This window comes from Streptomyces sp. So13.3, from assembly GCF_005860785.2.
In the GTDB taxonomy this organism is placed as follows: domain Bacteria; phylum Actinomycetota; class Actinomycetes; order Streptomycetales; family Streptomycetaceae; genus Actinacidiphila; species Actinacidiphila fildesensis.
On record NZ_CP048835.1, the window covers coordinates 589,007 to 601,032 of the forward strand.

Genomic DNA, 12,026 nt, shown 5'->3' on the forward strand with positions numbered 1-12,026 from the left:
ACGAGCGAGGAGACCCACGAACCATGACGGCTGAGGATCGCGCGGACGCATATCTGCCGCTGCCCGCACTTCTGCAACGAGGTGTCCGATGGTTCTCCGATGAACTCGTGGCTCGCCTGGAGGCCGCGGAAGTAGCCCCCGTGACGCCGGCGCACACCACCGTGCTCGCACACCTGGACCACGACGCGCCCCTGAGCATCGCCGAGCTGGCCCGCCGTGCCGGCGTCACCCGCCAGACGATGCACCGCGCCGTCACGCAGCTCATCGACGAAAATCTCCTGACCAGCACGCCGGGGCCCGGATTTCCGCGCAGCACCCTCATCCGGCTGACCGACGCCGGATGCCGGCGCCGTGATGTCGCCCTGAAAATTCTTCGTGACCTGGAAGTGGAGCTCGGCAATCGGCTGGGACCCGCGACCGTGGCAGAGCTTCGTGACGCCCTGACCCGAGCGTGGCCACGCTGAAGGATCACCCATGCCCTCGACGTCACCTGCGACGATGCCCACCGGAGACCGCGAAGCAGACGCCCGTCACGGAGCGCGACCCGCGAGATCCGCACCGGCCGCTTCAGCGCGACGTCCTGAGCGATCAGGACGCGGCCGTGCTGTTCCAGGCTGCCCGTTTGCAGTTCGACTTTGCGGGCGGGCCCGCCGACTACCTCGTTGACGAACGGCCGGGCAGCGGGCGGCCGGGACGATGCGTGAAAGTCGATCGTGCGGATTCCGCGCACTGGTGTGGCAGGCGAGGGTCTGTTCCTTCGAGCGTGCGGCGCATTTTCTCGACCTGTTCCTTCATCTGGTCGTCGGTGCGTGTGCTGTGCCAGATGGTGCCCTCCCACTTGACGTACTGAGGGTCGCGGTCGCGTAGGAGGACGGGCTTGAGGTGGCCGTGGAAGAGGAGTGTGCGGCCCTGGTTCCGGCGGAGCCGGCTGAACCACATCGCGCTCTTCTCGTGCCGGGCGAGCCGGTTCGCGGCGATGCCGGGGAGGGTGCCGCGGACGCGGCCGGGTGTGTAGGTGGTCAGGGGTCGGCTGGGCGGGCGCCAGGAGTCGGCGAGGGCCCAGTGGGCGACGGCGTCGCCGCCGCGATCGGTCGGGCTGTAGGGGTAGGTGACGCGGCCTGCGACCTCCGCGAGGAACCGGGCCTGCTCGGCTTCGGTGCCGCCGGCCAGCCGACGCCAGAAAGGCGAGGCGATCAGCGGTGCCAGGGCGACGGCTTCGGGATAGACCGCGGCGAACAACCGCGAGGTGCTGTAGTCGACGTAGTCCTGCTTCTTCCGGTCGAAGGGGATCAGGACGTCGATGCGGTCGTCCCAGGTGTCCCAGGAGCCGAAGGGCGTCGGGCGCCCGTCCGGAGACCAGATGTGCGCGCAGATCATGAGGCCGGTCAGCACCGCGTCGTAGGTTGCGGCCCAGCCGTAGCGCCGCAGGAGGAGCAGGTGGCGCCGCTGGGCGTCGATGATCTCCGGAAACCGGGTGAGATCGACGGCAGGATGGTCGATGTCTGGCGGCCCGATCCAGGTGCTGTGCCGCAGGCAGACGTAGACGTGGTGCGGCAGGAGCCGGACCACCTGGCCGCCGGGATGGCGGGCGTCGCAGAGGTGGCAGCCGGTCTGCGGCTGGTGGCGGAACATCTCCCAGTTGGGCGCCGGGTCACGCAGTTCCGGCATCGCCCCGGCCAGGGCGTGAACGCTTCGGCCGGTCAGCGCGGCGAGCCGTCCGGGGACTACGACGCGACGGCCGGCCCCGGGATAGACGGGCTGGGTGATCTGTAACCACAGGCCGTTGACGTCCAGGCCGTGCAGGGTGGCCAGGCGGCTGATGTAGGACGGGGGGATCTCGTGCCGGGCGGGCGGGACGGGGTCGGGCAGCGTGCGGATGAGCATCAGGCCGCGCGCCTCCGCCGCCTGTTCGCCTTTGCCGGGGCGGTGAGCTGTTCGGACTGTTCGGCGGCGAAGTCGATCGGGACGCACTCCAGCAGCTCTTCGGTGATGGCTTCGCTGCCGTCCTCGATGGCCAGCACGGCGGCACCGCGGATGAGCTGGGACAGCCTGCCGATCATGCCGCCCGTGCGGTGGAAGAGGTAGTCGCTCATCGCGGTGAGGGTGCCCGGCGCGTGCTCGTGGAGGCGGAGCATGGATTCCAGCGTGCCGACCAGGCCCCGCCAGGCGTCCTTGTCGCCGGCAGTGGCGTAGGAGAACGGGGCGGCGGGGATGACGACGAACCGTCCGGCGATCTGCCGGCCCCGGGTTCCGGCGAACAGGCCCTGGCTCTCGATGTCGATGCCCGCGTAAGCGAACGTGGCCGGCAGGCGCTCGGCGAAGTACTTCAGTTGGTCGGACGCCTCCGCCCCGTGTCAATGGCCTTGAAGTGCTCCCCGTAGGCGGCCAGGGTTTCGCCCCACTGGTGGCCTGCGAGATCTCCCCAACGGCGGCCAGATAATTCCCCGCCGTGGTGAGTGTGCGATCAGCTGAAGGGCTTGACCCCCTGTCCGGAGGTGGCCTGGGTGAGCCGGAAACTGTCACCTTGAGTGACCACGATGTGAGCGTGGTGCATGAGCCGGTCGACCTGCTTCAGGTAGCGCGACCGCTTGCCCTCCACCGTCCGCAGGCTCACATCCAGCTCGGCCGCTTTCGCCCTCATCCGCTCGGTCAGCGACCGTGTCACCGGGTCGTACTCCGGCCGCGCGGGCGTGCCCGGCTCGGCGCCGGGCGGCAGCCCGGTCTCCACCTCCACCACGTGCCGCTGCCACTGAACCGCCGCCGCCCGCGCAGGCTCCGGCAGCGTCTCCAGCAGACCGAACGGCTCCAGCTCCGGCAGCGGCTCGGCGCCGGTAACAGCGAAGTCCGGCGCCGCCATCAGATACGAGGCCAGCACCACCGATTCCGCCCCGCCGGCCGACCGCAGTCGCACGGCCGTCCCGGCCAGCGCCACCACCCGATGTTCGTCGCCGTCAAAGGTCAGCCAGTCGCCCGGCCGCAGCACCGAGCTCTCGCCCGCGGTCATCGGCTCACCCCTGGCGCGACCAGGGAGCCGCCGTGCAGGGGCACCGCGGCATCCACCGTCAGCTCGTGCGACCACAGCAGGTGGAACAGCACCGGCAGCACCGCCAGCGGGTCACCCGCCTCCGCAGCCCCGTCCATCAGCGGCAGCGGCTCGGCGAACACCTCCCGCAGCAGCGAGGCGACCGGCTCCACCCAGTGCCGGGGGTGCCGGTAGCCCGCCAGCCACCGCACGTTGCGGACCACGACCGGGTCCGGGGCGCCCAGCAGCCGGAACTCCCACCCCACCGAGGCGCATGCCGCCTCCGTCGCCTCGAACTTCGCGCAGTCGCGAGGACCGCGGCGCTCGGCCGGGCGGCAGTCGATGACCACGGCCATCCCGTCATCGCGGCGGGCGAAGTAGTCCGGCGCGTGCGAGACCGGCCGCCCGTTCGCCGCCGACCAGAACAGCCAGAACGGCTGCGAGGAGATCCCCACCACCGCCGGGTCGAAGTCCAGCAGCATGACGTGGTCGCGCTCCAGCCAGGACTCGTACCCGACGTGCCCGCCCGTCGTCGCCGACCACCACAGGCCGGGCAGGTTGCGCTGCCGACGGTACGACGCGAAGGCGCGTACGGGAAGGGCGTGCTCGAACGGCACGGACCACGCCTCCACCAACGGGCGCCGTAACTCCGTCCTGTCCGGGGCGACGTACGCGACCTTGAACCCGGTCGTCGGCGGTCCGGCAGAACCGCCGGGCAGGACCTCTAACGCACGGACCACGTCTGCCTAACCCCACCCATCGCCGCAAGGTAACTCTTCAACCCGCAAGATCCCCCGCAGCGTATAGCTTCAATCCGCAGCCTCCGAAGTCACAGGACAAGTACTGCGCTACCGTCGCGCAACCAATCAGCTACTCCTGCCCCGTACACACCTGGTCATCGCTTTCATGACTGGCTAGGAGACCGCTGATGAAACTTCGTCCCCTCGGGCGCCGACGCCAATGGCGGGCGACGATGGTTTTTCTCGCCGCGGCGAGCGCGTTGGCCACGGTGCCCGCCGGTGCAGCCGCGGTAAACAGCGGGACCCACACCGTCACTTACCACGGCTACCAGGTGCAGGTGCCGGACAGCTGGCAGGTCATCGACCTGACGGCGCAACCCGAGACGTGCATCCGCTTCGATCACCCGGCGATCTACCTCGGCCATCCCGGCATCCGCACCCACTGTCCGGCACACCTGTTGGGGCGAACCGCGGGACTACTCGTCGAGCCCCTGGACGCTCTTGCCGCACAACGGATGACCGACACCACCGCCCGAGCCGATCACGGCACCGCGGTCGCGCCCTCGGCCATCTCCCACAATGACGAGATCAACGTGGCCGTCCAGGACGCGGGTGTGCTCGTCACGACAGCACAGACCCCGGATACCGAAACAACGGTGCGCCGTGTCCTGGAATCCGCGACCCTGACCGCCGACGCCGAAACAGCCCCCGTGCCGCCCGCTGCGCAGGCTGCGCGCCTGGCCGCCGCCGGACCGCAACCCGGCACCTTCCTCGGTAAAGCCTTCGACGCTTGCGCTGCCCCGTCCCAGTCCACCATGAACACCTGGTACGGCGCCTCCCCCTATCGCGCCGTGGGCGTCTACATCAGCGGCGCCACCCGCGCCTGCGGTCAGCCGAACCTCACCGCGAACTGGGTGACCAACCAGACCTCCAAGGGCTGGCGCCTCATCCCCATCGACGTAGGCAAGCAAGCCCCCTGCACCACCTTCTCCAACAAGATGTCCTCCAGTACGGCCACCGCCCGCTCCCAGGGAGCCAGCGCAGCCGCCACCTCGGTTGCCGCCGCACAGGCCCTCGGTATCCCGGCCGGCAGCGCACTCTACAGCGACATCGAGGGGTACCCGTCAACCAGCTCATGCAAGGCATCCGTGCTGTCCTACCTGTCCGGCTGGACGGATGCACTGCACACCGATGGTTACCTCGCCGGCCTGTACTCCAGTGCCGCCTCCGGCATCAAGGACGCCGCCACCGAATACACCAACACCGCCTACACCCGCGTCGACCACATCTGGTACGCCTGGTGGAACAGCGCCGCCGACACCAAAACCGGCAACTACGTCCCGGCCACCTCGTGGGCCGACCACCAGCGCATCCACCAGTACAAGGGCGGCGCAAGCGAAACCTGGGGCGGGGTGAGCATCAGCATCGACCGCAACTATCTAGACGTCCGTACCTCCGCTCCAGCCTCTCCCAATTGCACCGCTACCAACCGCAACTTCGGCGCCTATACGACGCTGACCCCCGGTTCCACCGGCGAACAGACCAGCGCCGCCCAGTGCCTGCTCAAAGGGGCTGGCTACGACCCTGGCCCAGGCACCCCCACCGGCACCTATGACGCCCCCACCGTAGCCGCCACCACGTCGTTCCAGGCCAACCGCGGGCTTCCCGCCGACGGCATCACCGAGTCCAGAACCTGGACAGCCCTCCTCGCCCGGGGCTCCACACCGATCGTACGGATCGGCTCCACAGGAACCGCCGTAGCCCGCGTGCAACGCGCCCTCACCGCCGCACTCGGCCGCACCATCACCATCGACAGCACCTTCGGCGCAGGCACCGACAACGCCGTCCGCGACTACCAGTCCACCCGCGGCCTGCCCTCCGACGGGATTGTCGGCCCGGCCACCTGGTCGGCCCTCCAAACAGGGAAATAGGCACACCCCCACAACGAACACACCCGGCCCTCCTGCCCGCGGACCGCGAAAGGGCGTCCCGCTGCATCCGCTGAGCACACAGGCCGCAAGTCCGGCATAGGGAGATGACGGTGCCATCAACCCTCGACAGTCACCGACCCGGCCTCTGCAGAAGAAATGCAAGTCCGCCCAATATGTGACACGGACAGATGAAGGGCTCTTCGTGTGAACGCGGCGCAGAGCGCTCCCCAAGCTGTTCCGAGAATCCGGAGACCCTCATATACGCGCGTAAGTGGAGAATCTACTCGTCGGCCGCAGGCGCCTTACTGGCGTTCGTCATCACCGCCCCGGAGGCAACGGCTGCCTCGACAACGCCCGCCCCAGCAGCACGGCAGAGCAGCCGCAGTGCAGCGCTGCTCGCCGACGTCGACTACCAGACCTGGCAACATGATGTCGCGGCCGCAGCCGCTCTCCTGCGCCCCTATATCGAGCAGCGCACCGCGAATGCCTCCGGTCAGAAGTTGGCGGTGGTCCTCGATATCGACAATACCTCGCTGGAGACGTACTTCCACGACGTCTGGGAGTTCCCCACCCCCGCGACCAAGCCAGTTCTCGATGCGGCCCGCTACGCGAAGTCCCGCGGCGCAGCCATCTTCTTCATCACCGCACGTCCGGGCATCCTCCACTCGCTCACCGAGTACAACCTCAAGAAGACCGGATATCCGGTCGACGGACTGTACGCACAAGACCTGCCCGACTTCTTCGACAAGGTCAGCAAGTACAAGACCGCCAAGCGCACCGAAATCGAGGCGAGGGGCTACACGATCATCGCCAACATCGGCAACAACACCAGCGACCTGGTCGGCGGCCACGCCGAAAAGACATTCAAACTGCCCGACTACAACGGCGAACTGTCCTAGCCCGATCCCCTAGCCCGCGACGCGGACGCTGCCCCAGGCCGTCGAACGCCCCGCACAGGGGCCCAAGAACGCCGCCCGACCCTCCTCGGGCGGCAGAAGCCGCCGGTGCGGTCCCCGCAATCCCCTTGCGCGCACCGGCGGCGGGCTCCGCGATCGGCACAAAGCCTCTGGGACATTGACGTCCTGACCACCTTTCCGGGATCCGTGACCTCGCACACACCCGGTGCAGGGGGGAGTGCCGCAAAGGCTGTCTCGCCGCACGCACGACAGCGTCGCCCTTCGACGGACAGGGCCCGTCGTCGACAACAAACAGGGACCTTCTGCGGGCTCTGTGGTGACGGGGGCACCGCCCCAGCTCAGCGAACACCCGACTCGGGGTTCCAAGGGCCCCGCCCGGCCCTTCCCCCATGGGGCCGGACGGCACGAAGCCGCCGGTGGTGCCTCTCCCCCTTGCGGCCCGCGCCGGCGGCTTCGCTCCTCGCGGACGCGGGTTTCCCTGGATCGCGATGCCCTGTCGGCCGCTCCCGGCGAGCCCTGTTGCTTGTGGACTTCGAAGGGGCGGCTGCAATCCTGTGAGCATCGCTGAGCGCCAGGAGCCGTGCCACGACGGCCGTTGTCGGTGTATGGGTTCGGGACATTCGTGACGTTGCTGTCGCAGTCTGTCGGGGCGGTCTCGTTGCCGGGCACGAGCCCGGCGTGGGTCCCAGGCAACTTCGACGGTGGTGTCGTGGAAGTCGCGCGCGAGTTCCTTCAGAATCGTGGTGGCGGTGTCCAGCGCCACTTCGGGATCCGGCAGCTCGTCGCTGAGGCGACCGCAGAGCAAACCGCCTTCCACGGTGAGGACGCTGCAGCGCCGACTGTCCGCCGCTGCCCGAAGAATCTCCCCGTGGGCAGGCCGAACGGCGGCTGCTTCCTGTTCTGTCGTCTCGCCACCCGGCCATCCAACACGGCGGGCCAGACGGCCTCGGTGGTAGATGGCGAAGCAGGCGCCGCGGCGGGGGTTGGTGCCCGTCTTGGGGTGGGCGGATCGGAGGTAGGGCTGGCCGGTGACGAGTTCGAGGCCGACGTCGTGACGGGCTGCCGACCGTTGGTTCCTCGAGCCGGGCGGCCGTCCGGGGCCTGGACGGGAGAGTGTGGGAACAGCCGATGGTGAGGGAAGGCGAGCCGGGAGGTTCCGAAACCCGCGACGGACGCGGGCCGGGGTCAGCTTGTTCGGATCGAATGGTTTTCTCCCAGGAGCGTCGTAGGTAGGTAGGGAGCGAGCGGGCCGGGCGGAACTGGGGTGTGCGGCGATGACCAGCCGGGTCCAGCGGTCGGCGGCCTCCGGTTCCCGGACCTTCGGCCTGGTCCATCCCATGGTCTGTTTGATCATTCTGAAGGTGTGCTCGATGTCGAACTGGCCTCATGCGCCGACCGACCCTGCCCGCGTCTACGACCCCAAGGACGGGCGACCGCTCCAAGCACGGCGGCGAGTTCGTCTTCGGCGACCCCGCCACCTGGGACAGCGAGCAGGCGGTGACCGTCCGCAAGCCGGGCCGCCGGGCCGAATCGTCGACGTCCCGGCGGGACCAGCTCGCAGCGGCCGCCTCATCCCGGCGGATCCTCCACGGGCGCGGCTATGAACAGAGCCGTCGCAATCGCCAGCAGTTCGGTGGCGGTGCGGGTGCCATCGACCGGAACGCGGGTGATCAGCGCGACTCCGCAGCCATCCTCATCAGCGCGTCGACGACGTGCTGCTCCGTCACTCCATAGATCGCACACAGGTCACGCACATCGCGGGGGTTGACGGCACGTTGGCCGAGTTCCAGGCGACTCATCTTGGGCTGGGATACTAGAAGTCTCTCTGCCGCTTGTGTGCTGGTCAGGCCACTGGCCTGGCGGAGCCGGCGGAGCTCGGCTCCCAGATGGTGTCTCCTGCTGGTGGGATTGATGGCCGCGATCACGGGTGGTGCGCCTCAGTTCACAGGGCCCTCTGCCAGTCGGCAGCCTGCCATGATCAGATTCAGTGAGCGCATTGTGTACTACCTGTCGGGGCCACTCGTGACCGTCTGTCGGAGTTCACCTATCTGGCGCAAATGGGCCGCCCCAGACTCAGCGCTGACCTGCGATGCCGACTGGGCGAATCGTCATGTCGGTATCACAATCGTTTCCGGTTCAGGCAGCAGCGCAATTCCTGCACATCGGCAGGCCAACGGGTAACCACCGCCCGACCATCGTCGAGGACCGGCGTGTGCCCTGGGAAAATGCTTCGGTTAAGGGACCAGCGCGAGGTGTCCGCCCAGGTTGCGCAGGGAGGTAGTGGTGGTCGCCGGGCGCAAGCCGGGAGGAAGGCCGAGAGAGATACGGAGCGCCGTCGCCTCGTGACGCGCCTGGTCGCCCGCGTCCTGCTGTTCGTAGATGTCGGCGATGACGTCAAGTGTCCGGGCGGTCCAATAGGGGGAACCGAGCCGCCGCCAGATGGCCAGCGACTGGCGGGCCGCGTCCATGGCCGCGGTGCGGCGCCCGTCGTGCAGATACAGGTCAGCGAGGGCACGCAAAGTGATCGCTTCGCCGAAACGCTCGCCGAAACGACGGTAGGCGGCCAAGCATCCGTCCAGGATGCTCTCGGCGTGTTCTGCTTCACCGCGCAGATCGGTGAGATGGCCGAGCCACTGCAGGACATGTACCTCGCCGACGTGGTTCCTCTGTGCTGCGGCGATGCGGCGGGCGAGCTCCAACCGTTGCCGGGCGGCATCCAACCCACCGGTCGCGAGTTCGACGAGACCAAGGCAGCGCTGCGCCGCGAACTCGCCCATGGGGTAATCGGCGTTGCTCGAGAGCGCAAGAGCGCGTTCGAACGCGATCCGTGCGGCGCTGGTCCTGCCACACTCCAGATGCACCGTCCCGAGCGCACACAGTGCGTAGGCTTCCGTGCGCAGGTTGCCTGTGGTGCGGGCGCCGGCAATTCCCCGCTGCAGGTACGAAACAGCCTCCTGGTAGCGGCCGCGCAGCCGTAGCAGGACGCCGAGCCCCACGGCGGCGGCGGCCTCACCTGGATCGGGCTGCCCGCGCTGCGCGTAGGTGTCCAAGGACCGGCGGAAGCAGGTGATGGCTTCGGAGTAGCGGTCCTGGGCGGTGTTGAGTTCGCCGAGCCCTCGATACATGACGGCCTCGCCGAGCAGATCGCCGGCATTGCGGGCGGCGGCCAGCGCTGTCTCATGGGTGTGCCGCCAGTCGTCGAAATGTGCCGATGACTCGCAGTAGTCGGCGAGGGCTGCGGCGAGCTGCCAGGCCGTACGGGGCTCGGCCTGGTGCACCAGCGCGCACAAGGTGCCCCGCTCCGTGCTCAACCAGGACAGCGGCCCGGTCAGCAGGCGGTCGGCGTCCTGGGGCAGCCAAGCGGGTGATGGAGCCGGCAGGGGATCGGCGAAGCCGGAGGCGAGCGTGTGTGCGGCACGCTGTGCGAGATGCAGATAGGCGGCGCAGACCCGAGTGAGCGCGGCAGCCCTCTCCGCTGGCGCCTCATGTGCGGCGGACTGCTCGCGTGCGCACAGCCGTACCAGGCTGTGCATGCGAAAGCGCGGTTCGCCCGTGGCGTCGGCCGCGGTGACCTCCAGCAGCCGGTTGTCGACGAGGGTGTCCAAAGCCGCTTCCGTTTCTGCGGGTCCACTGTCCAGGAGCGCGCCGACCACCCAGCCTGGAATGGATGGGACGGTCAGCTCACCGAGTAGCCGAAAGGCCCGTTCTGCGGCCGGTGCGAGGTGTTCGTAACTCAGCGAGACGCTGGCCCGTACCTCCAGGTCCCCGGCAACCAACTCGTCCAATCGCCGCCGCTCGTCGTCGAGCGCGTCCGCGATGCGGGCGGGGGAGAGGTGAGGGCGGGTTGCCAGCCTCGCGCCGACGATACGCAGTGCGAGCGGCAGATTGCCGCACTGGTGGATGATCCGCGCCGCGGTGCCCGGGGACCGGCGGATGCGGTCGTCGCCCGCAGCACGTTCCAGGAGCGTGCGCGCCTCGTTGTCGGGGAGCAGTCCCAGGTCGAGGCGGAGCGCACCTTCCAGGCCCGCCAGTGCACTGCGGCTGGTGGCGAGGAGGGCGCTGGCTTCGGTGCCCGGCATCAGGGGGCGCAGTTGCCATTCGCTGTGCACGTTGTCGAGGACGACCAGGATACGGCGGTCGGCGAGTGTTGACCGATACAGCCGGGACCGTTCGTCGAGCCCTTCGGGGATAACCGTGCCGTTGACACCGAGGGCTCTGAGTAGAGAGGACAGGAGGGCACCGGGCTCAGCCGACTGCTGGGCGAAGGTGCGCAGATCAGCGTAGAGCTGGCCATCAGGAAACAAGTTCCGCAACAAGTGCGCGGTGTGCACGGCGAATGCGCTCTTCCCGACCCCGGCCACACCCGTGACGACAACCACGCGCGATACGCCCGCAGGTGGGCCGCCCAGAAGGCCGAGCACTCGGTCCAGGTGCCGCCGACGGCCCACGAAGCTCAAGACAGCAGGCGGCAGTTGGCAGAGAGGTTTGCCAGGTTGGCCCCTGTCGTCGTCGAGCACCGTCCGCAGCGCCTCCTGCAGCCGGGCTCCCGGCGCCACGCCGAGTTCGTCGCGCAACAGGCGCCGAGCCGAAGCGAACGCCTGCAACGCCTCCGAGCGGCGCCCCGAGCGGTGCAGCGCGATCATCAAAGTGGCCCACAGCGACTCGTGCAGCGGCTGCTCGGCCAGCAGAGCGCCCAGCTCCGCCGCCAGTTCGCCGTGCCTGCCGGCGGCGAGTTTGGCTTCAGCCATTGCCTGGCGGGCGCTCAGCCGACACTCCTCCAAACGCGTGGACTCAGCCAGCACCGCCATGGTCGGCGGCACGTCGCCCAGCGCCCTTCCACGCCACAGCCCCAGAGCTTCGGACAGGACACCAAGGGCTTCCGTTGGTCGCCCGTCGGCCAACGCCATCTGACCGGCGGCAGCCAGAGCGGCAAACCTGTCGGCATCCGTCTCCCCGGGGCCCACGCGGAGCTCGTAGCCGCCGGACCGGGTAAGGAGCGCCCCTTCGGATGATCCCAAGGTTCTTCGTACGCGGTGCACGTACACTTGCAGGGACTTCGCCGCCGAGTTAGGAACCTGATCGCCCCACAGCTCGTCGATGAGGGCGTCGGCCGAGACGAAGTGGTTGGCATTGATGAGCAGCAAAGCCAGCACAGAACGTTGTTTCGCCGCAGGCAACGAAGTCCACCGCGTGCCGTCGAAGACATCGAGCCGTCCGAGGAATCGGTAGCGCATCTCACCACCTAGGTTGCGGTTGGGAGGCTTCCGGCAGCCCGGATTGCCCGCGACCAGATGAGCATGACAAGCCGCGTACCCCAGCGCAACCACCGCGCTACTCCTGCCTGCCCTTCGGGATCGTGCCCCGGCGCGACGCTGGAAGCCAGCCGCCTTCCCGGGAGCCGACGAGTGGATCGATG

The 12,026-nt window shown here is 68.7% G+C and carries 9 protein-coding genes and 1 pseudogene; 4 read left to right on the top strand and 6 right to left on the bottom strand.

Going from position 1 to position 12,026, the window contains the following annotated elements; all coding sequences use genetic code 11:
- Positions 1–23 precede the first annotated feature (23 nt).
- On the top strand, positions 24–464 hold the full coding sequence (locus C8250_RS02675; RefSeq protein ID WP_138352375.1) for a MarR family winged helix-turn-helix transcriptional regulator: 441 nt from the start codon (positions 24–26) through the stop codon (positions 462–464).
- Positions 465–654: 190 nt separating this feature from the next.
- Here the strand turns inward: C8250_RS02675 and C8250_RS02680 are convergent, their stop codons facing one another.
- The 4 genes and pseudogenes from C8250_RS02680 to C8250_RS02695 form a co-directional block, all read right to left on the bottom strand.
- Complete coding sequence (locus C8250_RS02680) at positions 655–1,884, bottom strand: hypothetical protein (RefSeq protein ID WP_138352374.1); 1,230 nt, start codon at positions 1,882–1,884, stop codon at positions 655–657.
- Positions 1,884–2,135, bottom strand: coding sequence for a hypothetical protein (locus C8250_RS43280; protein ID WP_232485270.1), 252 nt, complete (start codon positions 2,133–2,135; stop codon positions 1,884–1,886). Before C8250_RS43280 ends, C8250_RS02680 begins: the two co-directional genes overlap by 1 nt.
- A gap of 329 nt (positions 2,136–2,464) precedes the next feature.
- Positions 2,465–2,566: pseudogene (locus C8250_RS02690) on the bottom strand (ATP-binding protein); the annotation flags it as partial.
- Between the two features lie 434 nt (positions 2,567–3,000).
- Positions 3,001–3,762, bottom strand: coding sequence for a TnsA-like heteromeric transposase endonuclease subunit (locus tag C8250_RS02695; RefSeq protein ID WP_187144709.1), 762 nt, complete (start codon positions 3,760–3,762; stop codon positions 3,001–3,003).
- Positions 3,763–3,950: 188 nt separating this feature from the next.
- Here C8250_RS02695 and C8250_RS02700 point away from each other — a divergent pair, with 188 nt between their 5' ends.
- The 3 genes from C8250_RS02700 (at position 3,951) to C8250_RS02710 (ending at position 8,344) form a co-directional block, all read left to right on the top strand.
- Entirely contained in the window at positions 3,951–5,693 is a 1,743-nt protein-coding gene (locus tag C8250_RS02700; RefSeq protein WP_138352373.1) for a glycoside hydrolase domain-containing protein, read from the top strand.
- A 188-nt stretch (positions 5,694–5,881) separates the two neighbouring features.
- Positions 5,882–6,592, top strand: coding sequence for an HAD family acid phosphatase (locus C8250_RS02705; RefSeq protein WP_138352372.1), 711 nt, complete (start codon positions 5,882–5,884; stop codon positions 6,590–6,592).
- A gap of 1,404 nt (positions 6,593–7,996) precedes the next feature.
- Positions 7,997–8,344, top strand: a complete 348-nt coding sequence (locus tag C8250_RS02710; RefSeq protein WP_187145373.1) for a hypothetical protein — start codon at positions 7,997–7,999, stop codon at positions 8,342–8,344.
- Here C8250_RS02710 and C8250_RS02715 read toward each other — a convergent pair.
- Positions 8,281–8,535, bottom strand: a complete 255-nt coding sequence (locus C8250_RS02715) for a helix-turn-helix transcriptional regulator (RefSeq protein ID WP_138352371.1) — start codon at positions 8,533–8,535, stop codon at positions 8,281–8,283. The two genes, C8250_RS02710 and C8250_RS02715, sit on opposite strands and share 64 nt — an antisense overlap.
- A 309-nt stretch (positions 8,536–8,844) precedes the next feature.
- Positions 8,845–11,844, bottom strand: coding sequence for a BTAD domain-containing putative transcriptional regulator (locus tag C8250_RS02720; RefSeq protein WP_138352370.1), 3,000 nt, complete (start codon positions 11,842–11,844; stop codon positions 8,845–8,847).
- Positions 11,845–12,026: the final 182 nt, after the last annotated feature.

Excerpts from the sequence above, each read along its gene's own strand:
- C8250_RS02675 (WP_138352375.1), top strand. The coding sequence starts at position 24 with ATGACGGCTGAGGATCGCGCGGACGCATATCTGCCGCTGCCCGCACTT.
- C8250_RS02680 (WP_138352374.1), bottom strand. The coding sequence starts at position 1,884 with ATGCTCATCCGCACGCTGCCCGACCCCGTCCCGCCCGCCCGGCACGAG.
- C8250_RS43280 (WP_232485270.1), bottom strand. The coding sequence starts at position 2,135 with ATGCTCCGCCTCCACGAGCACGCGCCGGGCACCCTCACCGCGATGAGC.
- C8250_RS02700 (WP_138352373.1), top strand. The coding sequence starts at position 3,951 with ATGAAACTTCGTCCCCTCGGGCGCCGACGCCAATGGCGGGCGACGATG.
- C8250_RS02705 (WP_138352372.1), top strand. The coding sequence starts at position 5,882 with ATGAAGGGCTCTTCGTGTGAACGCGGCGCAGAGCGCTCCCCAAGCTGT.
- C8250_RS02710 (WP_187145373.1), top strand. The coding sequence starts at position 7,997 with ATGCGCCGACCGACCCTGCCCGCGTCTACGACCCCAAGGACGGGCGAC.
- C8250_RS02720 (WP_138352370.1), bottom strand. The coding sequence starts at position 11,844 with ATGCGCTACCGATTCCTCGGACGGCTCGATGTCTTCGACGGCACGCGG.